At 71.9% G+C, this 25,616-nt stretch carries 21 protein-coding genes; 16 read left to right on the top strand and 5 right to left on the bottom strand.

Annotated features, from left to right (window positions below):
* Positions 1-67: 67 nt before the first annotated feature.
* A complete protein-coding gene (locus ACFWYM_RS01730) occupies positions 68-1,144 on the bottom strand; it encodes a hypothetical protein (protein ID WP_384828769.1) in 1,077 nt (358 codons plus the stop codon).
* A gap of 231 nt (positions 1,145-1,375) precedes the next feature.
* On the opposite strand from ACFWYM_RS01730, the gene ACFWYM_RS01725 reads away from it, so the two are divergent.
* Entirely contained in the window at positions 1,376-1,825 is a 450-nt protein-coding gene (locus ACFWYM_RS01725) for a ribonuclease (RefSeq protein ID WP_384828767.1), read from the top strand.
* A gap of 93 nt (positions 1,826-1,918) precedes the next feature.
* On the opposite strand, the gene ACFWYM_RS01720 is transcribed toward ACFWYM_RS01725, so the two are convergent.
* Positions 1,919-2,128 carry a hypothetical protein gene (locus ACFWYM_RS01720; protein ID WP_384828765.1) on the bottom strand — a complete coding sequence of 70 codons (210 nt, stop codon included), beginning with the start codon at positions 2,126-2,128 and terminating at the stop codon, positions 1,919-1,921.
* Positions 2,129-2,285: 157 nt separating this feature from the next.
* On the opposite strand from ACFWYM_RS01720, the gene ACFWYM_RS01715 reads away from it, so the two are divergent.
* The 12 genes from ACFWYM_RS01715 to ACFWYM_RS01660 all read left to right on the top strand — a co-directional run bounded on the left by ACFWYM_RS01715 (position 2,286) and on the right by ACFWYM_RS01660 (position 20,172).
* The gene (locus ACFWYM_RS01715) at positions 2,286-3,596 is read left to right on the top strand and encodes a sensor histidine kinase (RefSeq protein WP_384828763.1); all 1,311 of its coding nucleotides are present in this window, start codon (positions 2,286-2,288) and stop codon (positions 3,594-3,596) included.
* 91 nt (positions 3,597-3,687) lie between these two features.
* Positions 3,688-4,818 (top strand): hypothetical protein, encoded by a 1,131-nt coding sequence (locus tag ACFWYM_RS01710; protein WP_384828761.1) that lies wholly within the window; start codon positions 3,688-3,690, stop codon positions 4,816-4,818.
* Between the two features lie 170 nt (positions 4,819-4,988).
* On the top strand, positions 4,989-6,086 hold the full coding sequence (locus tag ACFWYM_RS01705) for a hypothetical protein (protein WP_384828759.1): 1,098 nt from the start codon (positions 4,989-4,991) through the stop codon (positions 6,084-6,086).
* A gap of 46 nt (positions 6,087-6,132) precedes the next feature.
* Positions 6,133-6,816 carry a response regulator gene (locus ACFWYM_RS01700; RefSeq protein WP_384828757.1) on the top strand — a complete coding sequence of 228 codons (684 nt, stop codon included), beginning with the start codon at positions 6,133-6,135 and terminating at the stop codon, positions 6,814-6,816.
* A gap of 149 nt (positions 6,817-6,965) precedes the next feature.
* A complete protein-coding gene (locus tag ACFWYM_RS01695) occupies positions 6,966-7,469 on the top strand; it encodes a hypothetical protein (RefSeq protein ID WP_384828755.1) in 504 nt (167 codons plus the stop codon).
* A complete protein-coding gene (locus tag ACFWYM_RS01690) occupies positions 7,466-9,427 on the top strand; it encodes an Hsp70 family protein (protein ID WP_384828753.1) in 1,962 nt (653 codons plus the stop codon). Before ACFWYM_RS01695 ends, ACFWYM_RS01690 begins: the two co-directional genes overlap by 4 nt.
* The gene (locus ACFWYM_RS01685; RefSeq protein ID WP_384828751.1) at positions 9,408-10,919 is read left to right on the top strand and encodes a hypothetical protein; all 1,512 of its coding nucleotides are present in this window, start codon (positions 9,408-9,410) and stop codon (positions 10,917-10,919) included. The genes ACFWYM_RS01690 and ACFWYM_RS01685 overlap by 20 nt, the downstream gene beginning before the upstream one ends.
* A complete protein-coding gene (locus tag ACFWYM_RS01680) occupies positions 10,916-12,511 on the top strand; it encodes a hypothetical protein (protein WP_384828749.1) in 1,596 nt (531 codons plus the stop codon). Before ACFWYM_RS01685 ends, ACFWYM_RS01680 begins: the two co-directional genes overlap by 4 nt.
* The gene (locus ACFWYM_RS01675) at positions 12,495-12,731 is read left to right on the top strand and encodes a hypothetical protein (RefSeq protein ID WP_384828747.1); all 237 of its coding nucleotides are present in this window, start codon (positions 12,495-12,497) and stop codon (positions 12,729-12,731) included. The genes ACFWYM_RS01680 and ACFWYM_RS01675 overlap by 17 nt, the downstream gene beginning before the upstream one ends.
* A gap of 61 nt (positions 12,732-12,792) precedes the next feature.
* Positions 12,793-14,760 (top strand): hypothetical protein, encoded by a 1,968-nt coding sequence (locus ACFWYM_RS01670; protein WP_384828745.1) that lies wholly within the window; start codon positions 12,793-12,795, stop codon positions 14,758-14,760.
* A gap of 10 nt (positions 14,761-14,770) precedes the next feature.
* The gene (locus tag ACFWYM_RS01665) at positions 14,771-16,513 is read left to right on the top strand and encodes a TIR domain-containing protein (protein WP_384828743.1); all 1,743 of its coding nucleotides are present in this window, start codon (positions 14,771-14,773) and stop codon (positions 16,511-16,513) included.
* Positions 16,510-20,172: a hypothetical protein gene (locus ACFWYM_RS01660; protein WP_384828741.1), complete on the top strand. Its 3,663-nt coding sequence runs from the start codon at positions 16,510-16,512 to the stop codon at positions 20,170-20,172. The genes ACFWYM_RS01665 and ACFWYM_RS01660 overlap by 4 nt, the downstream gene beginning before the upstream one ends.
* A gap of 15 nt (positions 20,173-20,187) precedes the next feature.
* On the opposite strand, the gene ACFWYM_RS01655 is transcribed toward ACFWYM_RS01660, so the two are convergent.
* Positions 20,188-20,781 carry an exonuclease domain-containing protein gene (locus ACFWYM_RS01655; RefSeq protein ID WP_384828739.1) on the bottom strand — a complete coding sequence of 198 codons (594 nt, stop codon included), beginning with the start codon at positions 20,779-20,781 and terminating at the stop codon, positions 20,188-20,190.
* Between the two features lie 108 nt (positions 20,782-20,889).
* On the opposite strand from ACFWYM_RS01655, the gene ACFWYM_RS01650 reads away from it, so the two are divergent.
* Positions 20,890-21,276, top strand: a complete 387-nt coding sequence (locus tag ACFWYM_RS01650; RefSeq protein ID WP_384828736.1) for a hypothetical protein — start codon at positions 20,890-20,892, stop codon at positions 21,274-21,276.
* Positions 21,277-21,352: 76 nt separating this feature from the next.
* Here ACFWYM_RS01650 and ACFWYM_RS01645 read toward each other — a convergent pair whose 3' ends face one another.
* Entirely contained in the window at positions 21,353-22,369 is a 1,017-nt protein-coding gene (locus ACFWYM_RS01645; protein WP_384828734.1) for a Gfo/Idh/MocA family oxidoreductase, read from the bottom strand.
* Between the two features lie 128 nt (positions 22,370-22,497).
* On the opposite strand from ACFWYM_RS01645, the gene ACFWYM_RS01640 reads away from it, so the two are divergent.
* On the top strand, positions 22,498-23,247 hold the full coding sequence (locus ACFWYM_RS01640) for a GntR family transcriptional regulator (protein WP_384828835.1): 750 nt from the start codon (positions 22,498-22,500) through the stop codon (positions 23,245-23,247).
* A 64-nt stretch (positions 23,248-23,311) separates the two neighbouring features.
* Here ACFWYM_RS01640 and ACFWYM_RS01635 read toward each other — a convergent pair whose 3' ends face one another.
* On the bottom strand, positions 23,312-24,400 hold the full coding sequence (locus tag ACFWYM_RS01635; RefSeq protein WP_384828732.1) for an ABC transporter substrate-binding protein: 1,089 nt from the start codon (positions 24,398-24,400) through the stop codon (positions 23,312-23,314).
* Between the two features lie 175 nt (positions 24,401-24,575).
* On the opposite strand from ACFWYM_RS01635, the gene ACFWYM_RS01630 reads away from it, so the two are divergent.
* The gene (locus ACFWYM_RS01630; RefSeq protein ID WP_384828730.1) at positions 24,576-25,589 is read left to right on the top strand and encodes a sugar ABC transporter substrate-binding protein; all 1,014 of its coding nucleotides are present in this window, start codon (positions 24,576-24,578) and stop codon (positions 25,587-25,589) included.
* Positions 25,590-25,616: the final 27 nt, after the last annotated feature.

Raw genomic sequence — 25,616 nt, 5'->3', positions numbered from 1 at the left:
GTCAGGGCGTGCGGGCGGCCGCGACGAGCGGCTGCCTCTCGCCCCGTCGGCCCGGCCGGGTGCGGTGCTAGTTGTGCCGCGGGCAGTTCACGATGTCGCCGCTGTTCTTGCCGTCCAGGAGGCAGCTGTTGACGCCGGGACCGCCGTCCATGCGGCCGTCGTTCGCGGCGACCTGCCCGCTCGCGCCGAGGAAGTCGTCGCCGGGGCCGCCGAGCATCTCGCTGGCGTAGCCGTTGCCGTAGCTGCGGCCGTGCACGGTGATGCGGTCGTTGCCCGCACCCCCGTCGAGCCGCGAGGCGAGGCCGTTCACGCCCCGGAGCGCGATGACGTCCTCGCCCTCGCCGCCCGAGACGAGCGCGGACCGGGTCGCCTTGAACCCCTCGATCTCGATGGCGTCGTCGCCCGGCCCGCCGCGCATCTGTCCGCCCGTCGCACCGAACCCCTTGCTCCCGCCCACCAGTCCGGTCCCACCGGGTGAGTCGAGGCGGATGCTGTCGTCGCCCGCGCCGCCGTCGACGCTCGAGTGGTCCCCGTGCACGGCGTCGCCGCCCTGACCGAAGCGGAACTGGGGCCGGCTCCGGTTGCCGTGCTCGCCCCCGGTGACCGTGATGGTGTCCCTGCCGTTGCCGCCGAGGACGGTGCCGGTGCTCCCCGTGCCGCCGTCCGCGGTGACGGTCGCGTGCGAGTGGCTGAGGCTCGGCACACGCAGGTCGCCGCCCGTTCCGCCGGTGACCTTGATGGTGTCGTCGCCGGGGCCGCCGCGCACCTCGCCGTCGTTGCCGGAGCCGCCCTTCTCCGGGCTGTAGCCCGAGCGTCCCCGGGGGCCGGTGACGGTGATGGTGTCGTTGCCGGCGCCCGCGTGGATCACCGCTCCGGCGGGCACTCCCTGGCCGCACTCGATGACGTCGTCGCCGTCCGTGCCCATGATGTGTTCGGACGTCACCGCCTTGCCGTTGACGGTGCAGGTGGCCTCCGCGGCGTGCGCGGCGCCCGGCAGCAGCAGGCCACCGGCGAGACCGGCGGCCAGGGCGGCGGCCGTCGCGAGGGCGCGGCGCGCACGTGCCCTCCCCGGGCGGCAGTCGGGTGCGGTGGACGGAAGGGGCGCAAGGGGCGCAAGGGGCGGAAGAAGCGGACGAGCGGACATGAGTGACCTCCACGAGACGGGATGCGCACCGGGACGCACGCCAACGGCGAGGCGGAACCGGGCACAAGGAACGATCTTGTGGATACCAACCACGGTCCGCCGCAGGGACGGACACACTCCACGCAGGCCCGGGGCTCACCCGGACGGGCGCGGTTAACTCCCGGAAAATTCCTCGTACTTGAACGTCTTTGACGTTGACATGGCAACCTCTACGCGCGTCACACTGGACCCATGCGAATCCCCCCACGAATAGCCGCTGTCACCGCACTCGCCGCCGCCCTGCTGATCGGCGGCCCGACCCTGACCGCCACCGCGAGCCCGGCCCAGGCCCCCGCCACGGCCGCGCACTCGATCTCCGTCAACGAGGTCTCCGCCGACGGGATCTCCGTCACCGCGGTCGGCGACATCTGCTACTCCAAGCTGCCGTCCCAGGCGCACGACACGCTCGACCTGATCGAGAAGGGCGGCCCGTACCCGTACCCGCAGGACGGCACCGTCTTCTCGAACCGCGAGGGGATCCTGCCGCAGCAGAGCTCCGGCTACTACCACGAGTACACGGTCAAGACCCCCGGCTCGCCCGACCGGGGCGCGCGCCGCATCGTCACGGGTGAGAAGAGCCAAGAGGACTACTACACCGCCGACCACTACGAGTCGTTCGACCTCGTCGACCGCGGCTGCTGAGTCCCGTACGGGCTCCGCGAGCTGCACGTCCGTACGGGCTCGGCCGACTGCACGTCCGTACGGGCTCGGCCGGGCTGAACATCCGTAGGGGGCCTACGACTTGACGTTCTCGGAGGCTGCGAACAAGGCGAACGCGAGCACGACCAGGGCGATGCCCGCGTACAGCTCGTAGCCGTCGAGGAAGCCGAGGCGTTGCACGACACCCCAGTCGTCCAGCCAGGCCCAGTCGACGAACCGGTGCACCAGGGCGGCCACGCCCTGGATGAGCAGGAGCGCACCGATTCCCTCAAGCAGTTTCTTCATGCCCCGAGCCTCGCCCGGCGCCCTTCCCCCACGCATCGGCCGCCGGGCGAGGATCGGGGCCGGACCGTGCGCCGAAAGTCTCGGGGCACGCGACTTTGGTCGACGTTCGGGGCCGGGAGCCTCCGCACCGGCGTAGCGCTGCGTAGATTTGTCGACCATGGGTGGAAACTCGCCGGAGCGCGTCCCGGCGGCCAGTGAACAGCGGCTCGCGGTCGGCAACCGGTGGCTGCTGCCGTCGGCCGTCGCCGACGAGCTCGACCCGGACCGAGCGGCCGGGCGCACCGGCCGCTCCCAGCGGACCCTGCGGGACTGGCTCGTCGACTTCACCCTGTTCCTCGGGGCCGTCGTCATCGGCATGCTCAACGCGGACGCGGTCAGCCGGGACCCGACGATCTCCCAGACGCTCGCCGACTGGGACCAGGTCATCGGCGCCCTCGCCTGCGCCACCGTCTGGCTGCGCCGCCGCTGGCCGGTCGGCCTGACCGTGGCGATGATCCTCGTCAGCCTCGTCTCCAACACCGCGGGCGGTGCGGCCCTCGTGGCCTTCTTCACGCTCGCCGTGCACCGCCCGTTCCGCTACTCGGCGTGGCTCGGCGGCATCTCCGTCGCGATCATGCCGCTGTTCTTCTGGCTGCGGCCCGACCCGGAACTGCCGTACGCGGCCTCGCTGATCCTCACGGCCATGCTCACCGTCGGAGTGATCGGCTGGGGCCTCTTCGTCCGCTCCCGGCGCCAGCTCCTGATCGCCCTGCGCGACCGGGCCCAGCGCGCCGAGAACGAGGCCGCGCTCCGCGCCCAGCAGGCCCAGCGCCTGGCCCGCGAGGCCATCGCGCGCGAGATGCACGACGTGCTCGCCCACCGCCTCACCCTGCTCAGCGTGCACGCGGGCGCCCTGGAGTTCCGGCCGGACGCGCCCCAGGCCGAGATCGTCCGGGCGGCGGGCGTGATCCGGGAGAGCGCGCACGAGGCGCTCCAGGATCTGCGTCAGGTCATCGGCGTCCTGCGCGGCGGCGGGGGGCTGGAGGGGGAGGGCGGGGAGGACGGGCCGGACGGGCCGGAGTCCTCGGGGCGGCCGCAGCCGACGCTCGCCGCCCTGGACGCGCTGGTCGCCGAGTCCCGGGACGCGGGCATGACGGTCGTCCTCGACAACCGTGTCGCCGACCCCAAGGACGTCCCCGCCGCCCTCGGCCGCACCGCCTACCGCATCGCGCAGGAGGCCCTGACCAACGCGCGCAAGCACGCACCCGGCGCCGAGGTCACCGTCCGTGTCACGGGTGCCCCGGGCGAGGGCCTGACCGTCTCCGTCCGCAACCCCGCGCCCCCCGGCGACGTCCCGAGGGTGCCCGGCTCGGGCCAGGGCCTCATCGGGCTCACCGAGCGGGCCATGCTCGCGGGCGGCCGGCTGGAGCACGGGCCGGGACGGAACGGTGGATTCCAGGTCGATGCCTGGCTGCCGTGGGGGGCCTGATCACGCACCGCGGGCGGCAGATACGATCGGCCGCCACACGGGGGAGAGTGATCAGGACATGCCGAATCGGCCGACCGGCGTACGAGCTTGGATGCGCAGCCGGACACGCACCCGCCGCGGGGCCGCCGTCACCGCGGCGGCGGTGCTCCTCGCGGGCGCCGGACTCGGCACCTGGGCCACGGACACCTGGCCCTTCGGCGCCAAGGACCACTACTGCTGGGGCGCCTGGGAGCAGGACAGCGGACCGGACCTCCTCGGCGAGGAGGGCTTCGAGGGGGAGGACGGGCGCAGCCGTACGACGGAGGAGTCCGCGCCGACCCCGAAGCGGCCGGAAGGCCAGTGCACGCTCACGCTGAAGTCGAGCAGGACGGCCTACGACGGCGGTACCAGCCGACAGCGCAACACGGTCAAGGTCACCTACGGGACGGCGCCCCGGGACGCCGCACAGCGCCTGGAGTGGCTCACCGACTACCTCGGCGACCGCGCGATGCCGCTGCCCGACGGGCTGCCGGGCGCCGTCGACGGCACCCACGGGATGCTCGTGCTGCCGAAGCGGTGCGACAGCGAGGACGGCCGGCCCACGGCGGTCACCCTGGACACCACGAACGACAGCAGCGACAGCTACACGGGCGGCTCCGTGCACCTGGGCGGCGCCGACGCGGCGGCCGAGCTGCTGGTGTCCGTCGCCAACAAGGGGATGGAGCAGGCCGGTTGCGCCGCGGGGAAGCCCCTGCGCAGCCCCTCCGCCCTGCCCTCGCTCGCGGAGGACGAGGAAGACTTCTTCTCGGAGGGCGACGCCGCCTGCCGCATCAAGGGCATGAACCTCACCGGCGACTTCGACAAGGCGACATCGATGCGTCTGGAGTACCAGGTCGGCGCCGTCACCCGCGACGTCCAGTCCTGCTCGGCGCGGATCGGCCGCTCCGTGACGCGACGGCTGCCGGAGGAGCGGATCTTCGACGCCCTGATGGTCCGCGCCCCACGGCTCGCCGCGCTCCTCGACGGGACGACGGGCCACAAGGCGCTCGCGCGCGGCTGGCGCGGCACGGGCGTCAGCGACTACGACTATGAGATCGCGCGGGCCGAGTGCGCGGGACGTCCGACGACGTTCCTGCTCATCGGCGGCGGACGCGACTCGACGCGCTACCTCGCCGCCTTCACCAACTCCGTTGCGCAGCGCCTGGGTTGCGCGCCCGTGGCACCCGAGGGGGCTGACCGATGACCGGCACGGACGAGACGAGCTCCGAGGCTTCCGCGGCTCCCGAGGTTTCCCCGGTTTCTGCGGCTTCCGCGGCTTCCCCGGTTTCCCCGGCTTCCGCGGCTGAGGGGACGCCGTCCGGGACCGCGGCCGGCGAGGCGGCGCCCCCTGGGACCGCCCCGTCGTCCGAGGTGGTGCGCCGCCCCTGGTGGCACTGGCGCAGCCTGACCCGCGGCCGGCTCCGCCCCGCGATCGGCGCCGCCGTCGCCGGGGCGCTGCTCGGCGGGCTGGGGGTGGCCTGGCAGACGGACGCGGGCCCCTTCGCGCCGGACCGCTCCTGCTGGGGCGTGCTCGGCGAGGACGACGTGGCGGACCTCTTCGAGGGCAAGCGGGACATCAAGACCTCCGAGATACCGGTGACTTCGGACTCGATCGGCGCGTCCGGTCCCTCCGGGGAGTGCGTCCTCACCTCCCCGCGCGGCCGCCGCGTCACCGCCCGGGTGCACGAGCTCGACTCCCGGTTCGGCGGCGCGAGCGACCAGTGGGCCGACGCGTATCTGTCCGCGCGCATGACGCCGCTCGGCGACGGGTTGCTCGGCATGGTCTCGGACACGCGCGCGTGGCTCGCGGTCCCCGAGGGCTGCGTGGGCAAGCCGGGTCGGGGCGACGGCCCCCTGGTCGTGGACATGGAGACGGGCTGGACGGTCTACGACCAGGAGGTCGAGACCGGCGCCCGCGCCCGCCTGGCCCGAACCCTCGTGAAACTCGTCAACGGCTATATGGCGGACCGCGGTTGCTCGGCCACGGTCGAGGACCCGTCCGCGGACCTCCCCGCCCCGCCGCGCTTCGAGGACGAGAAGGCGGACGCGGTCTGCGGCATCAAGGGCCTGCGCATGAGCGACGGCCGCGAGGCCGACCACTACGACCGCCCGTTGGTGACGCGCGGCCGCGGCCCCGTGCGCACCTGCGACCGGCACGTGCTCTTCGACCACCCGCGACTGCGCCTCATGACGGTCGAGGACCCCCGCCTCTCCGCCCTCTACAAGCGCCTCTCCTACACCGGCGGCACCCGCGTGCGCGGCGCCGGCGACGGCGAGGGCTCCGGCTTCGTCCGCCCCGACCTCGGCCTCTTCCAGGCGATGTGCCCGACGGGCGAGGCCACCTTCCTCGTCCGTACGGAGGACGGCGACAAGAAGGCGGAAGCGGACATCCGCGTGCTGCTTCCCCGCTACGTGGCGGCGGAGGCGGACCGCATGGGCTGCGGCCCCTTGCGGATCAGGCTCCCCGCATGAGCATTCCGACACGTTCCTCTCCCGCCCCCTCGCTACGGTGGACCCCATGAACCGACCCATCAGGCTGCTCCTCGTCGACGACGACCCGCTGGTCCGCAAGGGCCTCGCGCTCATGCTGGGCGGCGCGGACGACATCGAGATCGTCGGCGAGGCGGGCGACGGCTCCGAAGTCGCGGGCCTCGTCGGCGAGGTGCGACCCGACGTCGTCCTGATGGACATCCGCATGCCCCAGATGGACGGCCTGGCCGCGACGGAGGAACTGCGCCGCCGCGCGGACGCCCCCGAGGTCATCGTCCTGACCACGTTCCACGCGGACGAACAGGTGCTGCGCGCACTCCGCGCGGGCGCGGCCGGATTCGTCCTCAAGGACACCGCCCCCGCCGAGATCGTCGCGGCGGTGCGCGCGGTGGCGGCGGGCGAGCCGGTCCTGTCCCCGACGGTGACCCAGCAGCTCATCACCCGTGTCACCGGCATCGACCCCCAACAGGACCGTAAACAGCGGGCGTTGGACCGGCTGGCAACCCTCGCCGACCGTGAACGCGCGGTGGCCGTGGCCGTCGCCCGCGGCGGCTCCAACGCGGACATCGCGTCGGAGCTGTACCTGAGCGTGGCCACGGTGAAGGCCCATGTGTCCCGCATCCTGACGAAGCTGGACCTCAACAACCGGGTGCAGATCGCGTTGTTGGCGCATGATGCGGGGTTGTTGGACGAGACGGACCGGGCCGGGTAGCGGGTGCGCGCCGGCGGGCGCCCCCGGCCCCGGTGGTCAATGTGCCCCAAGGGATCGCCAGTTGGGGAATTCTGCCCCTAGGGTTGTGGGGGAGTTCGGCCGCCCCGCGTGGCCGGGCCACACGGGGACCCGCTCACCAGGAGCCGCTCATGGGGGACGATCTTTCCGCGGTCGAAGGGCCGGACCGACCGGCTGCGTCATGGTTCGCCCTGCCGCTCGTGCTGCCCCACACCACCTCCTACACCCGGCTGGGCGTGCCGCCCGAGGCGACAGCCGAGGAACTCCGCGCCGCGGCCGCCGGGCTCGACAAACGGCTCAAGGACCGTGGAGCCGGGGCGGCGGAGATGGCGGAGGCGCACGCCGTCAATCTGGCGAACGGTGCGGCAAGAACCGCTCACGATGCCGAGCATCCTCCGCTCTCCCTGATGCGGCTCGAACCGACCTGGGAGCCGGTCTTCACGGACCGGGTCACCGGCCTGGCCGTGCTGCGGCGCGAAGTCGAAGCCTTCCTCGAGCACGCCGGTGCACTCGTCCGTCACCCCGTGGACACCACGCGTACGGATTTCACCGGTGACTTCACCCGCACCCGCCTGCTCGACGACCTCGACGGCACGGACGACCTCGACGGCACGGACGACATGGAGACCGCGTGAGCTCTGCAGCCCCCCATGACGACGCACTTCACCGGGTCGTCGGCATCGACCTGGGCACGACGTACTCCGCCGTCGCGGCCTACCGCCCCGATGACTCCGCGCCGGAAATCGTCGCCGACCCGGAGCTGGCAGGGGTCAGGGCCGCCGCCGCTCCGTCCGTGGTCCGTATCGACGCGGTGACCGGACGGTTCATGGTGGGGCACCCCGCGAAGGACGCCATCACCGCCCGGGAGGCGGCCGGCGAGACGATCATCGAGATCAAGCGGGAGATGGGGGAGGTCTTCACCGAGGACTCGCTCGCCCGCTTCGAGGCGGCCGGCACCTACGCCGAGAACGACCCCGTACATGTCCGGCTGCACGGTGAATGGCTCCGGCCGCAGGAGGTCAGTGCGCTGATCCTCATGCACATGAAGCGCATCGCCGAGCGAGGGCTCGGCGGTGAGATCCACGACGCGGTGATCACGGTCCCCGCCTACTTCACCGAGCGCCAGAAGAAGGCAACCGAGGAGGCCGCTCTGCTGGCCGGCCTCCACCCCCGCCAGCTCATCCCCGAGCCCACGGCGGCGGCCATCGCGTACGGCGTGGACCAGGCGAGTGACGAGCGCGAGGTCTTCCTCGTCTTCGACCTGGGCGGCGGCACCTTCGACGTATCGATCATCGAGACCCGGGAGAACCAGATCGAGGTCATCGCCACGGCGGGAGACCAGCGGCTGGGCGGCGGCGACTTCGACGAGGCGGTCGTGGAATGGATCCGTGGCAAGACCGCCAAGGAGCCGGCCACCCCCGACGAGCATCTGCGGTGGCGGGCGGCCGCGGAGGCCGCCAAGCGCGAACTGTCGCTGCGCGGCACGGCGACCGTCGACCTCGCCGACGGAACGGAGCCGTTCGACCTGGACCGAGCCACGTTCGAGTCGCTCATCCAGCCGATCCTCGCCCGCTCGCTCCAGCAGGTCGAGGAGGCGCTGAGGTTCGCCGGCGAGGACAAGGAGGTGCACCGCGACGACGTCAACGCGGTACTTCTCGTGGGCGGCTCCACCCGGATCCCCCGAGTGCGCCAGATGCTTCTGGACTACTTCGACAGGGACGACGCGTTCGTCCGCGCGGACGCCAACCCCGACACCCTGGTGGCCCGGGGGGCCGCGGTCGTCGCCCACCGCTTCGAGCCGTCCGTGGGCTTCGACCTGAGCAGCCGCCCGACCGCCGAGCGGGAGGACGACGGTGACGGGTTCTCCATCACGCTCATCACCGAGCACACGCTGGGAGTCGGCGTCCAGGACGGGCGGTCGGACGCCCTCATCAAGCGCGGCACGAAGATCCCGGCCCGGGAGGTGAAGCGCTACACGAACCCGCCCCAGGCCCGGCACATCGAGGTGAACATCTACCAAGGCGAGGCGCCGGTCGTGTACGAGAACACCCTGGTCGGCACGATCGTCCTGGACGAGATGGAGCCCCAGCCGGAGGGGTATCACCAGTTCGACCTCAGCTTCGCCCTCGACGTCAACGGCCTGCTCCAGGTGAAGGTGATGCACGTCAACGTCAACCGCGAGTACCACGCGACCTTCCAGCAGAGCACCAGCATCGGCAAGGTCGACCGGATGGCCGAGAGCCGCACGCGGCTGCTGCGCCTGTACGGGCCGGAGCCGGACACCGGGAGGCGCTCGCCCGGAGGAGGGGACACCTGGGCCCCGGACCCCGACGGCCCGGCGATCCCGGGCGCCGTTCCGCCGCCGGTGGGCGCTGTGGGGACGGGCTTGCGGGTCGACCCCGACGACGTACCGGCCGAGTTCCGGCGGCTGTTCAGGAAGGTGGGGGACTGGGTCTCCGTCGGCCCGGTGCCCGCGGAGCTCACGGCTGCCCTGAACGAGTTCGAGGCCGCCGTGCGCCTCGGCCTCCCCGTCGCGGAGCTCGAGTCGCTCGCTGACCGCCTCGAGGACGCGTATGACAGCGCCCGCCGGTGAGCCGGTCGGGCTGATCGCTCGGGAACTCGGTGCGGAGTACGCCGGAGTCGGCCTTTGGGGCACGCTCTACCGCGCCCCGGGACGACAGCGGTACTACCGCTTGATCCCGCGCGCGGAGCTCGGTGCGGACCAGCGCGCCCAGCTGCGTCAGCTGCAGGACCGCCCGCGCCGCGCCGCCGTGGCCCCCGTGGTTCCCGGCGGCCGGGACGGTGACCAGCGCGCCTTCAACGGCAGCTGGTACCAAGTCGTTTGCTATGAATCCGCTGCGCAGCGCAGCTTGACCGACGCCCTGACGGATCCGGACCCGGCCCGGCGGGTCGCGGCCGTCGTCGCCGCCCTGCGCACCGCACCGCGCTGGTGGGAGGCCCTCGGGTTCGGCCTGCTTCCGATGCCCGCCGACATCGTGCTCACCGAGGCGGGGCCGGTGCTCCTGCCGCTGCCCTCCTGGGGCGTGCCCTCGCTCACCGAACTCTTCGACCGGCCGGAGCGGGCCACCTACCTCGCTCCGGCCCTGGTGTGCGGACGAACCGAAGCGGGCCGGGCGGAAGACGTGTTCGCCCTCGCGGTCACCGCGCTGCGCTGCTTCGACGCCTTCCCCGAGGACACCTCGGAGCGGATGCTGCACCGCGCCGCGTGCTCCGCGGCCGCCGCCGGGGAGCGGTCCGCGGGCCGCCTGCCGGCGTGGATGCAGTCCATGGAGCCGATCAGGGAAGTCCTCGACGACTTACGGGAGCTGGTCGGCCAAGGTGCCGCGAGACGGGCGTCCGACACCGCCGCGTCGGAGCTCGCCGACCGTCTCTCCCGCGCCCGGGACGCCATGGACCCGCTGGCCGCGATGCGTGCCCTGCGCAGCTCCGGCGAGTTCGGCCAGGCCCTCGACCTGGCCCGCGCCGTACTGGTCGACGAACCCGGCTACGACGTGCTGATGCTCGCCGCGAACATCGCCCACAAGGACCTGCTCAACCCGTTGGAAGCGCTCTCCCTGCTGGACCGCGCCGTGCAGATCGATTCCGCGCGTGCGGAGGCGTACGCGGAGCAGATCTCGGTCATCGGCGACTTCTGGACCGCCGTCCTGGGACTGCTCACCGACGCCATCGACGGTTCCTTCACCCGCCGGCTCGACACGACCGTCCGTACGGCCTTCCACCGGCTGCCCCCGTCCCGGCGGCGTGACCACGCCCACGCCATGGCCGGTCACCTCATCCGGCAGGGCAGGATCGAGGAGGCCAACGCGTTCGCGCACCAGTGGCTGCACGACGGCAGCACGCTGATGTGGTGGCAGTTCGACCTCATGCTCGACTACGCCCTGACCTTCCTGCTGCTCGGCCGCATCAAGCAGGCCGAAATCGTCGCCGCCGAGACCAAGAAGGGCCTGCGGCACGTCCGGGAGAACCGTTCGATGGACCCGGCGAAGGTCCATGAAGCCGGTCTGGGACTCGCCCAGTTGGAGATCCAGCTGCACGCGCTCCGACGCGAGGGAGGACCGGCATGACGACGTCCGTGCTCGTGGTGATCTGCGGGGCCCTTCTGGTGGTGTGCCTGCTGGGCGCCGGCTACTTCCTCGTCGTCGTTCCGCGCCGGTGGAGGGAACCACTGCGCCAGGCCCTCGACCGTCTCGACCGTACGGACCGGGAGGACCTCGAGGCGACCGACCGGCTGCTCAGCCGGGTCATGGACGCGGGACCGCGGGGGCGGGACCTGGCCGACGCGCGCTTCGCGCGGGCATTCGTCCGCGCCCTGCTCGGCGCCCACGACCCCGACCGCTACTGGGGCGCTGCCAGTTCGGTCGAGGCGATCGCCGTGGCCCGCGGCCACGACGGGGACACCGCGTACCTGGCCATGTGGCTCCAGTCCCGCCTGGACCACCACGAACAGGTCATCGAGATCTACCAGGAGCACGCCGAGCTGCTCGCCGGACGACCCGGCAGCCGCCGTATCGCCGCCGCGTCCCATCTCCACCTGGCGGGCGCGCACTGGCGGCGGCGCGAGATGGACGGGGCGCTGCACCACTTCGACCGGGTCCGCGACATGGGCGAACTCACCGACCAGATCCCGAAGGCGGCGCAGAATCTCCATGTGCTCAAGGGCATTCAGTCGACCTTCGACCAACGGGCGGAAGACGCACGGGCCGCCTTCCGCAAGGGACGCGAGCGCGCCGAGCAGCGGGGCACGTCGACCGTGGAAGCGGACCTGGGCCTCCTGGCCTGTGACTGGGCGGAGGGAACGCCGAGGGAGCTCGGCGAGCGCCTGGCAGGGCTGTCCGCCGAACTCGTGCGGCCCGCCGAGGGCGCAGGAGACAGCGAGGCCGAGTACCGCAAGCTGCTGCGTCCGCCGGTGGCATTGCTCCACCTGATCGTCCTCCTGCGGGAATGGAAGGGGCGCCCGCCCGGATCCGGCGGGCCGGACGGCGTCCAACGCCAGGAGCTGGAACGGCGGGTGCGTGCGGTCCGCGCCGCGGACCCCGAGCTGGGTGACAGCCATCTGATCGAAGGGCTGCTGGGCTACTACTTCGCTCTGCACGAGGGTGAGCGCGAGACCGCGCTCACCACCCTGGAGGAGGGGATGGGCACCGCCAAGGGCATCCTCGTGCCCGAGGTGATCGAACTGGTGGAGAAGGAGCGCGAGTTGGGAGGCCAGGGCGGTGCCCTCGCCCGCTTCCTGCACCTGGTGTCCGAGCTGCTCGCCGATCCGGGCGTCGCTGCGCACCACCGGACCGAATACCGCCGCCTGCGGGACCGGTTCGCGCTCTACGCCGACGACGGCGGGGCCGAGGCGGGGCTAGAGCCGCACCGCAGGCCCACGGCGCAGGACCTGGGCCGCCGGATGAGCACCCTGCGCCATCGGATCGAGCGGCTCGTCTACCCCCGCATCCGTGACCTGCCCGATCAGGACCCGGCGGTCCGCGACTTCAGACAGCGGCTCGGCGAGCTCGACGAGGTCGCCACGTCGTACGCCGAGCAGGCCGAGGTCCTGCAACGCACGGAACACAGGATGATCACGGCCACCGGAGAGTTCCTGCTGCCGCAGGAGGAGACGGAGGAGGAAAGTGCCGCAGAACGCACGGAGAATGCGGATCATCCCTAGGCGGCGTCCACGACTCGACCGCGGACCGCTGCTGGATCAGCTGCCCCCGGTCGAGTACCGCCGCAGCGCCGACGAGCAGGAACTCTTCGAGGAGGCTTCCCTCGCCCATGCCCTGCTGCTGATGCTGAAGGTCGACCAGGAGGCCGAGTACCTGCTCTGCCGCGAGGTGGCCGAGCGGGCCATCGGCTCGGTGCCGGGACCGGACGACCTGCCCGGATGACGCCCGCCACGCGCCGCCCCCGCCCTGCCGCATGCCCGCCCTCCCCCTGGAAGGAGCTCCGGTGACCAGCGAGGGCCGCTTCCCCGGATTCCAGACACAGGCCGACCCCGTGCCCATGCTGCGCACGCCGGTCATCTCCTTCGACCTGACCAGACGGCAGCGAGAGCTGCCGGAGAGCGATCCGTCGTGGGACACCACCGGGGGCGCGGCGGATCAGGAAGCCGTCACACCCACGCTGGTGCGGCCACCCACCCTCGTAGAGACGGACGTTGATGCCTCGCTCGACCTGGACGAGAGTGGCGACGATCTTCTTGAGGACGCCCGCGCGAACATCGCCGAGGGCAACTACGCGCTGGCAGCCGCACAGTTGGAGGAGTTCCTCGACACGTGCCCCGATCATCCGGAGGCCCGATACCTGCTGGCGTACTGCCACTACTGCCTGGGCGGTGCCGGGCAGATGGAGGCGCTGCGGATCTTGCGTCCGCTGCGTGACGAGCCACTGGACGGAGCGCTGCGCGCGAGTGTCGACGAGCTCCGGAGCGAGCTGCGGCGCGTGCTCACGCCCGCCGAGCTGCACGCCTTTGCCGCGGCCGAGCGGAGCGACCCGCGTGCGGCGGCCGGCCGGATACGCGCCTACATCGAGCTCGCCCCCGAGGAGCCGGCGCCTCCCTATCTCCTCGCGGAGTCCCTGGCGCGGATGGGAGAGCTCGAACAGGCGTTGAGCGTGGCCGAGTCGGGTGCGCAGGAGACCGAGGGGGACCGCTCGGCGCTGCGCGCGTTCGCCCGCGAGCTGCGCTTGAGGGTGATGCGCCCGCTCGTGGCGGAGGCCGTCGCCGCGCTGCGTCACGGGGGCTATGCGCGGGCCCGGCGCAGCCTGCGCAGCCTGGACCCCAGATGGCGCGAGACGGACGTCCTGCGGGACTTCGATGCCTTCCTCACCCGGCTGCTGAACAGTCGGCACGACGTGAACAGACCACTGCCCGCACCGCGTGTGCCCGAGGAACGGGCGGAGGATCTGTACTCGCTGATCGCCGAGGACGACGGGCGGCAGGCTGCCGAGTTGCTCGGTGACGGCCAGTTGGCGGCCGCCGAGCAGCGCCTGGCCAGGGCTCTGCACCTCGTGCCTCGCTTCGCGTGGCTCAACTTCCTTTATGCGTACAGCCTTTACCTGCAGGGCCACGAGCCGGACCGGGCCGTGGCCGCTGCGGAGATCGCCGTGCGGGATCCGTCCCTCACCCAGGCGAGCGATCTGTTGCAGGCCGTCCGTGAGATGCGTGAGGCGCTCGCCATCAACCCGCTGGTGGCGGAGTACGTCGAGGCGCTTGAGGCGGTGCGCGGAGAGATCACGTCCGAACAGATCGGCACACTCGAAGAGAGACTGAAGCGGCTGCGCACGCGCCTGGCCCGGCTGCGGCAGCAGAGCCTCTCGCGGCGCGGCGCCGAGGTCTTGGACCAGCTGGCCGTGGCCATCGACCGACAGCTGGCGGCGGTGGCGGACGCCACAGCCGTACGTGATCTCTACGACCGGTACGACGCGCTCATGCGCCCTCATCAGTCCGGACTACGGACCCTCAGCGACGCCACCGTCCTTGCGCAGGGCCTCAACGCGCTGGCCACGACGGCCGGAGCGACGCGTCGACGGCTCACCGGCCCGGAGGCGGCCAAGCCACTGGACGCACTCGTCAAGCACGTCTCCCGCCGCCTGGAGGAGATCAAGAAGGTCCGTGCCTCGCTGGAGGTCGGTGCACTCGTCCAGCGTTTCAACCGGGCAGCCGAGCGGCAGCAGACCCTCCACGCGGGGCAGCGCGACGCTCTCCACGACCTTCTCAGGAACGCCCCCGACGCTCTCGACGACCTTCTCAGGAACGCCCCCGACGCTCTCCAGAACCTGTATTCCCCGCATGAGGTCAGCCAGGAGTTCGCGGAGATCGCCCGCACGGCGCAGCGACTGAAGCAGACCGTCAAGGGCCGGCGGGAGCAACAGCTGCTCCGGCAGATGCTCCAGGCCATCGACCGTTTCCAGCGTTGAGGGGAGAGCGATGGCCGTGCCTGAAGCCGACGCCGAGTGGGACGTCTTCATCAGCTACGCGCGCGAGGAGTACCAACAAGCCAGAGATCTCGCCGATGCCCTGGAACAGTGCACCACCGCGGCGGGCAACCGTCCGCGGATCTTCCTTGACGTCTCCCGGAACGGGACCCCGGTGGGCACCGACTGGCGCGAGTATCTGGAAGGCACCCTGTCGCGCTGCCGGTTCATCGTCGCCCTGTACTCACAGCGCTACTTCTCCAAGGACATCTGCCAGTGGGAGCTGCACCGCGCCCTTGAACTCAACGCCCCGGGCGGCAACCGCCTCATCCCGGTGCTGACCGAGGCGGCGGCCAAGGAGGCGATCCCCTGGGTCGCGAACAAGATCCACTGGCTCTCCGTGACCCGGCCGACCTGGTTCCAGGAGCTGCGTGAGGCGCTCGGCCTGCGTGCGGCCACGGCCCGCAAGCGGCTGCGGTTCGAGACGGCCGTTCCCGACATCGTGGTCAACCACACCCTGCCCGCGATCCGGGTGTCGATCGCCGGACCCGACGGCGCCCCGGTCGTGGGGGAGGGCGAGTTCGTCACCATCACCCCCCAGCCACCGGACCCCGGCCTGAGCGGCACCACCACCGTTCGTGCCGCGCAAGGGGAGGCGGTCTTCGCCGACCTTTCCTTCCGCGCACCCCTGGAGTCGGTCCGGTTGGCGGCCCAGGCTCCGGGATGCGACTCCGACACGACTCCGCCGATCCAGGTGCGCCCGCCGACCCCACGCCCCGCCGCCACCGAGCACGAGCGCACGGCGGTGCGCACCAGCGGCCGTCCCGTCTTCTTTCCCGACGGCCACACGCTGGCCATCCACGACGGCGACCTGCTGACGGTGCACGGCCCCGGACGCGCGCCGCAGCCAGGCTCCGGCCGGCTCCGCTCCCGCCTGCGGCTCTGGGCACGGGGCTCACGGTCCCTGGCAGCCGCCGACTGGACGGGGCGGGTGGTCCTGCTGGCCCCCGACGGCAGCGTACGGACGGCCGATCTGGAGCCGCCGGACGCGACGGGGCTGACGGTCCCGGGCGCGATGGCGTTCGACGGAGACACCCTGCACGTCGGCATGTGGAACGGCACGATCTGGTCCCTGTCGCGTTCCGTCGAGCAACCCACCGTGCTCGCCCGCCACCCTGCGGGCGTACAGCTCCTGGCAGTTGACGGCGGACGGCTCCTGGTCGGTGGCCTCGACGGAACGCTGGCCGTGTACGAGAACGGCCTCCTCCAGGCGGAACACCCACTGGAGCCGCTGCTGCTCGGCATGGTCTGCGGGCCGGGCTATGTGCTGGTCATCGGCGAACACCGCGTGCACCGCCTCGACCTGACGACCGGGCGGCCCTTGGGAGTCGCGCTGCCCGTCGCGCCCCTCACCGAGACGCTGCCCGGCACGGAGCTGTCGGTGGCCCTGGGGGCGGAGGGCCGCGGGATCTGTTTCGACGCCGAACTCGGCGTGCACATCGGCTTTCACACCGTCCCCGGCGCCCGGCCGGTGTGCGCGGCCGCGGACGGACGTCTGGTGGTCCTCGAATGCCCTGACGGCTCGCACGTCCTGATGCGCGAGGGCCGGATCAGCATCACCTCGGCGCATCCGCTCGCGGTCTCCCCGGACGGACGGCTCGTCGCCTTCTCGGACGGCAAGCGGATCGTCCTGCTCCCGCCCGAGGAACTGCACAAGTCGGCGGCCCCGCCCGCAGAGGAAGACGGCTCACCGTGACGGATCCCGTCCGCTTGGAGACCCGGCCCGAAGTGCTACGGCGCCGCGCCGACGCCCTGTGGGAACGCCATGAGCAGGGCGTCCCCCTCACGGAGGGCGAGCTGGACGCCCTGGCGGAGGCCCACTTCCGGCTGGGCGTGCAGCCGGACCTGGATCCCGTCGCCGCGCTGACCCTGCTGGCCCGTGCTCAGCGTGCCGACCCCGCCAACCCCAAGCACGCGTACCACATCGGCAGGATCTACCTCGAGCGTGGGCGGCTCGAACTCGCCCTGGAGTGGCTGACGACCGCCGCGGACCTGGCCCCCGCCAACCACCGGGTCTGGGCCCACATCTACCTCGTTCACCAGGGCCTGCACGAGCGCCGAGCCGGTGACTCCGGCTACTCCGGGGAGCTCCAGGAGCGCGCCGAATCGATCGCCGAGGCCGTCCGGGAGGGCCGGGACGACCTGAAACCGGAACCGGAGCTGGAACGGGTGTCCGCCCAGGACCCGCCCTCGGAGCCGCCGTTGCCGCTGCTGCGCCCCGGCGAGTGCCGCTGGTCGGGCATCCGTGACCTGGCCGTCGAGTCCCGCCTGCGCGGCAGGACGACCGAGCGGACGCGGGACGCGCTCGCTGCGGAACTGGAGCGGATCGCCGGCCTGGCCGCCGAACGCCCGGGCGGGATCGCCTCGTTCACCGTGCTGGCGGTGCAGTGGATGGTCTGCGGCTATCCTCCCGCGACCGCACGCAGGCTGGCTCGCGTCCTGCCACCGCGGGACGGCCCCGACCGGAACCTGCTCGACCTGGTCTGCGAGCTGTTCGAGGCGGACGAGGCCGGGCTGCCGGCACGCCTGGCCGGCTGCCTCGACGAGGGCCTACTCCCTGACGTGCTCATCGCCCTCATCCACCAACGGCGGCTGATGCGACGCCCGTTGCACCTCGCGGACCTGGGCGCGTACACGGCGGCGCGGCAGTTCACCGGGGGAGAGCCGGAGGTCCATCTCGCCTCGATGCGGAGGGCCGTGCGGGCCCTCTCGGCCGAGCCCGCCGCGGCCTTGGCCGATGTGGCTGCTCCCGAGGAGGACGCCCCCGAAGCGCCGAGCGGACCTGACGAACGCCTTGAGGCATTCGAGCGCGTGGCTGCCCGGATCTCCGGGGCGATCAAGGATGCCTATGACCTGACCAAGGAGCTCGGGCGCACCGACGTGAGCAGCGCCGAGAGCCACGGCCGAGTCGGCGCCGACCACGCAGTGCTGACCGAGGCCGTGCGCCGCATCGCAGAGGTCAAGGCCATCCGGCTCAAGGAGTTCCAGACCTTCATCTCGAACGTGCCCGCCGGACTGCGCATGCCGAGAGAGGAGTTCATGGGGAGAGTGGCCGAGTGCGAGAGCCAACTCCAAACGCCGCTGGGCACGGTGAAGAACCTCCTCCACAAGAAGATCGCCAAGCGGCTGAGCACGCACCGCCCGGAGCTCCCGGCCGCGGAGCCGGCGCGGACGTCACCTTCGGAGCGGGCCCTCGCCCTCCAGGCGGCCGTGGCTGCGACAGCGCCTGATCCGAGCCCTCCGGCAGCCGTCACGCTCCCCGAGCCGACCCCTCCCGAAGGCACCCCCGCCGACCAGGTCTCCGCCGCGGTGGCAGAGGTGCGACTCGCTCTGGACCGTAACGTCGACGCGGCCTGGGAGACTCTGCGCGCCTACCCGCCCCGCCTCCAGCGACGTACTGCGCTGGTCCTTCTGCGCTCCTATCTGAACGGCCATGTCGCCGAGACCCGGCACCGGATGGGGCAGCGCACAGTGGCACGGCGGCACTGGCAGTCGATGCTGGCCGAGAGCCCGATGCAGCCCGCCGTCCTGCACAACCTCGCGGTGGCCCATACGTCCGCGGGCGACACGGCCCCCGCCGCCCAGGCGTGGGGCCGCTATCTGGAGGCGCTGTACGCGCAGTCGGTGCTCGCGGGTGCCCCCGGGCGCGGTGCCGCGTTCCGCGCAGACGTGCACCGCACCCTGGCGGGCTCGTTCGGCACCGCCACGTTGTGCGGACGCAGGGCCGACGGCGACCGGTCCGAGCTGCGGCTCCGGGGCTTCCCTGCCGAGTTGGCCAGCCCCGCGAAGGTGACCCTGGCGCTCGCCCACCTGCGGCTCGCGGACCTCAACCAGGCGCTGTCGTACCGCAGTCCGGTGCTTCGGCTCGGCGTCCCCCGCTCCGTCGGACAGGAGCGGCTGGACGAAGCCCGCGATGCCAGGCTGGAGTTCGTCACGACCGCCTGCGCGGTGCTTCCGGCCAGGGTGCGCGGACCCTTCGAGGAGCTGTGCCGCACCGCGATCCACGAGGCACACGAAGACGCGTCCCGGACCAGTGGGCGCACCCGCAAGGCCACCGACGAGGCCGAGGAGGAGGCCCACATGGCGTGGGGCCGTGAACGCATCCTCTGGAAAGTGAGCATCGCCCAGGAGCTGGCCGCCGATGCCGACTGGCCGGTGACCGAGGCCTCCGGCGACATCATCGCCGGACTGCGCCTCCTGGACGGCCTGCGCCTCGACTCGCAGGACCAGACCCTGTTGCGTACGGCCCGCCAACTGGGCGTCCAGGAGGACCCGTTCCTCTTCTTGGAGCGCCACAACAATCTCTCGGACCATGCCTGCAAGGTCGCCCTCGAGCGGATCTTCCACGCCGCGCAGCAACCTCCCGGCTCCTCCGCCGACTTCCCCGAGCGGTTCCGGCGCATCGGCCGCTCCTGGTGGCGCAACACCGTTCCCCACCGCTACCTGGAGCTCCTCGACGACCCTCAGCCGGTCTACCACTCCTCGGTCGAGAAGGCCCTCGCCGTACTGTCCGAGGACCGGGACAGGTTGAACGCCGACCAGATCCGCGCAGTCGAGGCCGCCGTTCCGATCATGGAACGGTGGACCGGCAGACTCCCCGGAGCCACCGGCCCCGGCCGGGTGCTGGCCAACCTGTTGTACCTCCTGGGCAGGGAGGACAAGGCCAGGCAGCTGTTCGAGGCCACCAATGCCGCGGCCTTCGCGGGCGGCGCGGTCTCCCTTGAACAGGTGACCGACGAGATCCGGCTTGAGATGTTCAGCGACGCCGTCGCCCACTTGCGGAAATATGCGGCCGGTGGACGGCACGGAGAGCGGGTGCGCACCCTCACGGCCGAGGCATACCGTCGCTGGATCCACTCCGCCCGGCGCCGAGGCCGCTCCGCACGACGCGGCCCCGACTCGGCAGGGCTGCTCCCGGCCGTCGAGGACATCCGGTCCGACCTCGCGCGCTGGAGCGAGCCCGAGGCCGTCCTCGCCTCCCGCACCCTCGTGGTCGAGGCCACTCTCGTCGAACACGAACTGCGGCCGGGAGACGCACAGGACAAGCAACGTGCGGACGGTTTGCGCCAGTTGTGGGAGGGCGACGAGGAGAACTCCTTCGCCCGTTACGAGCTCGTGCTCGCCCTCTACCGGTGCGCCCTCGGCCTCCGTCTGGACGTGCGCCGTGCGACCGGATCGGACCGTGCCGCCCTCCGTGCCGAATTCATCACCGTACGCACTGAATGCGCCACCCATGCCACCGGGCTCGTGGAGACCTCCGACGCCGATGCCCTCCACGAACACGCGCTGTGGGACGACAAGCGGCGAGACAAGATCGAGTCGATCCTCGAGCGGCTGGGCGAGCGGCGGAGATAGCTCTGTGCACAGGCGCTAAAGGCACCCCTCGGGCAGGCGGGCGCCACCGGCGCACACGTGCCTCAGGGCCGCGGCGAAGGAATGGCAGTCGAAGAGGGCTGAATGCTCCTGCCCGGAGGCGGGTCCGGGCAGATCGAGCACCCTCCACAGGCGGCCCACATTGACCGTCGCCGTCGTCGGTGCCAGGGCATTGAGCCAGGGCCGGATATTCACGAAGGCGGCGTCCAGGTAGCTGCTCTTGAGGTCTTCGCCGCGCGCTCGGACCCAGCCCACGTTCTCCCCGAGAACCACCATGTCATTGCCGTACGAGAGCACGGTCTGGCCCTCGCAGAACTCCAGGAAGTCGCCCAGGGCTTCGGCCGGAGCGATTCCTTCCCGGTCGACTGTCTCCTGGTCGATGCCGGTGAGTTCGGTGAAGTACGCGGACAGGTGTGGATTCACCACGGGGCGGAGCAGCGCTTCGAACTCCTCCACGACAGTGAAGTCCTCGCTCAGCCGCAGGGCGCCGATCTGCACGATCTCGCGCAGCTGCCCCGGCTCGCCCCAGTCCCGCTCAAGTGCTCCCGGCCACGACGTGAATTCCAGGTCGAACACGACGAAGGTAGACATCTCCGCATCCTCTCAATCCCTTCAACCGCAGCCGGTCCAGGCTCTGCCGGTACGCGGGGCAGCGGCACCCGGACTGCCGCGACCGACCTGTGGCTAGGGTCCCTCCACATGAGCACAACACCGTCCGGCATGCGCCCCGTACGCCACATGCGCCGCGTCAGCCTCCGCGCCGCCCTCGCCCTGGGAGCCGCCTGCACGGCCGCGGCCTTCGGGGCCGGGTTCACCCTGGCCGCCGACGATGAGGGTCCGGCCGAGAGCCCGCACGGCGCCGGAGCCGTCGAGCGCGACGGGAGCGGCTACCGCGACGGCGCGGGGCCCGACTGGCTGCCCGCAGTGTGCAAGGGCGCCTCGGCGGCCATGGGCGACTACAACGTGCTGCGGGAGGACGCCATTTCCCTGGGCTGCCAGTACCTGCGCGACGGCAAGGGCGACGTCGGGACCGTCGTACGCGAGCTGCGCCGCGCCGCGAAGAACCTGGAAGGCGCCCCTCGGTGACCCCTGCAGATCACCGCTCTCACGGATTCACCGATCTCACCGATCTCGCGGATTCTTCCGCGTTCGCCGAGGTCCCCTAACCCCCGTGAACCTCCTCCATCCGCACCACCCTCCGCTCCGCCCGCGACAGCTCGCACGCCTCCGCGATCCGTAGCGCGTGCAGTGCCTCGCGGCCGTCGCAGGGGTTGGCGCGGACGCCGCGTACGACGTCCACGAAGGCGGCCAGCTCGGCCTCGTACGCGGGGGCGAAGCGTTCGAGGAAGCCGGGCCAGGGCTTGTCGGGGGCGGGCGGGCCCTCCGATTCGGTGGAGGTGAGGGGGGTGCGGGCGTCGAGGCCGACCGCCAACTGGTCGCTCTCGCCCGCGAGTTCCATGCGGACGTCGTAGCCCGCGCCGTTGCACCGGGTCGCCGTCGCCGTGGCGAGGGTGCCGTCGTCCAGGGTGAGGACGGCCGCCGCCGTGTCGACGTCGCCCGCCTCGCGGAACATCGCAGGACCCGCGTCCGAGCCCGTCGCGTACACCTCCGTCACCTCGCGCCCCGTCACCCACCGCAGGATGTCGAAGTCGTGGACCAGGCAGTCCCGGTAGAGGCCACCGGACAGGGGGAGGTAGGCGGCGGGCGGCGGGGCCGGGTCGGACGTCATGGCCCGGACGGTGTGGAGCCGGCCGAGCCGCCCGGCCCGTACGGCCTCCCGTGCCGCCGCGTACCCGGCGTCGAAGCGCCGCTGGAAACCGAGTTGCAGCACCGTGCCCGCCGCTTCGACCTCGTGGAGCGCCGCGAGCGTGCCCGGCAGGTCGAGCGCGATGGGCTTCTCGCAGAACACGGGCAGTCCGGCACGCGCGGCCCGGCCGATCAGCTCGGCGTGCGCGGAGGTGGCTGCCGTGACGACGACGGCTTCCATGCCCGCCGAGGCGGTGAAGAGGTCGTCCACGGAGGCAGTGCCCGCCGCCGGTCCGCCGAGCCCCTCCGCCAGCTCCACCGCCCGTGCAGCGTCCGCGTCCGCCACGACCAGGCTCTCCACCTCCGGATGCCGGGCGAGGACCCTCGCGTGGAATGTGCCGATCCGTCCCGTTCCGATCAGTCCGATGCGCATGAGTCCACCCTCGCCAGGACCCTCGCGTCCTGTCAATCCTTTGTCCGGACAACAGAACTTCCGAACTTCCCGTCATCATCTCCTGGGGCTACGCTCGCTCCGTGCCCAAATCAGCCGCGCGACCCGTCGTGGATCCCACCGCCGCCCTGCAGCTCGGCGTCGACCGCACCAGCCCGGTCCCGCTCTACTTCCAGCTCGCGCAGCAGCTGGAGGCGGCGATCGAGCGCGGCGCGCTGACCCCGGGCAGCCTGCTCGGGAACGAGATCGAGCTGGCGGGGCGGCTCGGTCTGTCCCGGCCGACCGTCCGGCAGGCCATCCAGTCCCTCGTCGACAAGGGCCTCCTGGTGCGCCGCCGGGGCGTCGGCACCCAGGTCGTGCACAGCCAGGTCAAGCGCCCGCTGGAGCTCAGCAGCCTGTACGACGACCTGGAGGCGGCGGGCCAGCGCCCCCAGACCCGGGTCCTGTACAACGCGGTCGAGCCCGCCGGGCCCGAGGTCGCCGCCGCCCTCGGTGTCGCGGAGGGCAGTGACGTGCACGTGGTGGAGCGGCTGCGGCTCGCGCACGGTGAGCCCATGGCGTATCTGCGCAATCAGATTCCGGCGGGCCTCATGTCCCTGGAGACCGAGCGCCTCGAGGCCACGGGGCTGTACCGGCTCATGCGCGCCGCGGGCATCACCCTGCACAGCGCGCGCCAGTCCGTCGGCGCCCGCGCCGCCACCGCCGAGGAGGGCGAGCGCCTCGGCGAACCTGAAGGCGCCCCGCTGCTCACCATGACCCGCACGACCTTCGACGACACCGGCCGCGCCGTCGAGTTCGGCTCCCACACCTACCGGGCCTCGCGCTATTCGTTCGAGTTCCAGCTCCTCGTACGGCCGTAGGGGCGTAGGGCCCTGCCCGGAAGCCCGGAAGCCCGGAAGCCCGGAAGCCGGGAGATCCACGGCCCTACTCGGTGTGCAGGATCCGGAAGCGGCCCGGTTCCGCCGGGTCCCGGTCGACGACCTGGATCGGCGTCCGGTCCCATTGCCACACGCTGATGCCCGGCGTACGGGAGAACTGGATCTTCCCGCGCGTGCCCTCGACCGCGACGCCGGACCAGGAGGCGGCCGTGCGCGCCCTTTCGCGCGCCCGGTCCGCACCGCCGGAACGCAGTGCGTCGGCGAGTACGAGCGCCGTGTCGTAGCCCTCGAAGGCGACGAAGGAGGGCGCCTGGGCCAGCCGCTCGCGCAGCGCCGTCTCGACGCGTGCGCCCAGCGGGCCGAGGGCTTCGGGCAGGTAGCGCAGGAACGGGACCCCCGCGCCGTCGGCGCCCAGCAGCGTCTCCCACTCGGCGAACTCCGGCTGCCCGGCCGGGGCGCCGATCAATATCTCGCCCAGGCGCCGGTCGCCGCGCACGGACCGGACGATCGGCACGGCCGGTTCCGGGTGGCCGACCAGGAGGAGCAGGGCGGTTGCGCCGCTGTCGACGAGGGCGTCGCACACCACAGTTGAGGTGAGTGCGCCCGCGTCGAGTTCGATGTCGATGACTGTGGCGTCGCGCGCGGCGAGGTGGTCCCGGAGGATACGGGTCCCGGCGGCCCAGTAGACGCTCGGCTGCGCTGCCACGGCTGTGCGGCGGTGGCCCGCCCCGAGGAGGAAGTCCGCGTAGATCCGCCAGCCGCGGGACTGCGGTGGGGCGAGGCGCGCGACCCGGTCCGTCGGCTGTTCGGTGAGCGTGTCGAGCACCGCTGACGAGCACAGGAACGGCAGACCGAGCGCGTCGGCCCGCGCGGCGGCGGCGCGCGCGACGACGCTGTGGTACTCCCCGGCCACGGCGGCCACGCCCAGACCGGCCAGTTCGTCGACGGCCGCCGCGGCCCGCTGCGGATCAGCCGCGGTGTCCCGGACCAGCAACTCGAGCGGCCGCCCGTCGACCCCGCCGCCGTCATTGACGTCACGAACGCCCAACTCGAGCCCGGCGAGCAGGTGTTGGCCCGCCTCGGCCCAGCCGGGGCGGGTCAGCGGAACGAGGGCGCCGATCTGGAGGGGGATCATGCCGGTCATTGCATCCGGCGCCCGCGCCGCCGGGCAACCGAATATCCTCTGGCCGCACCCGCGAGTCGTCAGAATGTTATGACAAAGTCATTGACGGTGCCGCGCATCCCCCGCTAGAACTCCGACAGCCGTAATCCGGCAGCCGCAACCCTGCGGCGCGAGAAGGGGGCCCATCATGCGCATACGTCGGCACGCCCGCACCACGGCCGTGCTCCTCGCGGCCGTAGCGCTCGCCGCCGCCGGTTGCAGCAGTTCCGGCGGCAAGGACAGCGAGGACGACGGGGGCGGGGATGCGGGTGGGGGCAAGGGAGTCTCCACGCCGCGGCTCAAGATCGCGATGGTGACCCATGCCGGCGAGGGCGACAGCTTCTGGGACATCGTGCGCAAGGGGGCCCAGCAGGCTGCCGGGAAAGACAACGTGCAGTTCCTGTACGCCAACGACAAGGAGGCGAAGGGGCAGGCCCAGGCCCTCCAGTCGTACGTGGACAAGAAGGTCGACGGGATCATCGTCACGCTCGCCAAGCCCGAGGCGATGAAGGAGCCCCTCGCCAACGCCAAGAAGGCGGGCATCCCGGTCATCACCATCAACTCCGGTGGGGAGTTCTCGGCGCGGAACGGGGCGCTCAGCCACATCGGGCAGGACGAGTCCGTCGCCGGTGAGGCCGTGGGACGGCAGCTCAATGAGGAGAAGCGCAAGAAGGCGATCTGCGTCATCCACGAGCAGGGCAACGTCTCTCTTGAGGCGCGCTGTGCGGGGGTGAAGAAGACCTTCGACGGGACCATCGAGAATCTGAATGTCGAAGGGACGAACGCCCCCGCCTCCCAGTCCTCCATCAGCGCCAAGCTCCAGGCCACCAAGGACATCGACGCCGTGGTGACGCTCGGTGCTCCCGTCGCCGAGTACGCGCTCAAGGCCAAGCAGGAGACCGGCAGCACGGCGCAGCTCGCCACCTTCGACCTGAACCGTGAGGTCCTGAACAACCTCAAGAGCAAGAAGTTCGCGTTCGCCGTCGACCAGCAGCCCTATCTCCAGGGCTACGAGGCCGTCGACCTGCTGTGGCTGTACAAGTGGAACAGCAATGTGCTCGGCGGCGGCAAGCAGGTCCTCACCGGGCCCGAGATCGTCTCCGCCGACGACACCGAGCGGCTCCAGCGCCTGGAGAAGTACACCGCGCGCGGTACCCGGTGACCACATCGACGATCGTCGTGGTCGATA

The organism is Streptomyces sp. NPDC059009 (genome assembly GCF_042740175.1).
In the GTDB taxonomy this organism is placed as follows: domain Bacteria; phylum Actinomycetota; class Actinomycetes; order Streptomycetales; family Streptomycetaceae; genus Streptomyces.
The sequence above is the reverse complement of the archived record's forward strand: the minus strand, read 5'-3'. Positions and strand labels throughout refer to the sequence as shown.

Bases quoted from the DNA above. Each gene is read 5' to 3' on its own strand.
- ACFWYM_RS01730 (WP_384828769.1), bottom strand. From the start codon at position 1,144: ATGTCCGCTCGTCCGCTTCTTCCGCCCCTTGCGCCCCTTGCGCCCCTT.
- ACFWYM_RS01725 (WP_384828767.1), top strand. From the start codon at position 1,376: ATGCGAATCCCCCCACGAATAGCCGCTGTCACCGCACTCGCCGCCGCC.
- ACFWYM_RS01720 (WP_384828765.1), bottom strand. From the start codon at position 2,128: ATGAAGAAACTGCTTGAGGGAATCGGTGCGCTCCTGCTCATCCAGGGC.
- ACFWYM_RS01715 (WP_384828763.1), top strand. From the start codon at position 2,286: ATGGGTGGAAACTCGCCGGAGCGCGTCCCGGCGGCCAGTGAACAGCGG.
- ACFWYM_RS01710 (WP_384828761.1), top strand. From the start codon at position 3,688: ATGCGCAGCCGGACACGCACCCGCCGCGGGGCCGCCGTCACCGCGGCG.
- ACFWYM_RS01700 (WP_384828757.1), top strand. From the start codon at position 6,133: ATGAACCGACCCATCAGGCTGCTCCTCGTCGACGACGACCCGCTGGTC.
- ACFWYM_RS01695 (WP_384828755.1), top strand. From the start codon at position 6,966: ATGGGGGACGATCTTTCCGCGGTCGAAGGGCCGGACCGACCGGCTGCG.
- ACFWYM_RS01685 (WP_384828751.1), top strand. From the start codon at position 9,408: ATGACAGCGCCCGCCGGTGAGCCGGTCGGGCTGATCGCTCGGGAACTC.
- ACFWYM_RS01680 (WP_384828749.1), top strand. From the start codon at position 10,916: ATGACGACGTCCGTGCTCGTGGTGATCTGCGGGGCCCTTCTGGTGGTG.
- ACFWYM_RS01675 (WP_384828747.1), top strand. From the start codon at position 12,495: ATGCGGATCATCCCTAGGCGGCGTCCACGACTCGACCGCGGACCGCTG.
- ACFWYM_RS01665 (WP_384828743.1), top strand. From the start codon at position 14,771: ATGGCCGTGCCTGAAGCCGACGCCGAGTGGGACGTCTTCATCAGCTAC.
- ACFWYM_RS01655 (WP_384828739.1), bottom strand. From the start codon at position 20,781: ATGTCTACCTTCGTCGTGTTCGACCTGGAATTCACGTCGTGGCCGGGA.
- ACFWYM_RS01650 (WP_384828736.1), top strand. From the start codon at position 20,890: ATGAGCACAACACCGTCCGGCATGCGCCCCGTACGCCACATGCGCCGC.
- ACFWYM_RS01645 (WP_384828734.1), bottom strand. From the start codon at position 22,369: ATGCGCATCGGACTGATCGGAACGGGACGGATCGGCACATTCCACGCG.
- ACFWYM_RS01635 (WP_384828732.1), bottom strand. From the start codon at position 24,400: ATGATCCCCCTCCAGATCGGCGCCCTCGTTCCGCTGACCCGCCCCGGC.
- ACFWYM_RS01630 (WP_384828730.1), top strand. From the start codon at position 24,576: ATGCGCATACGTCGGCACGCCCGCACCACGGCCGTGCTCCTCGCGGCC.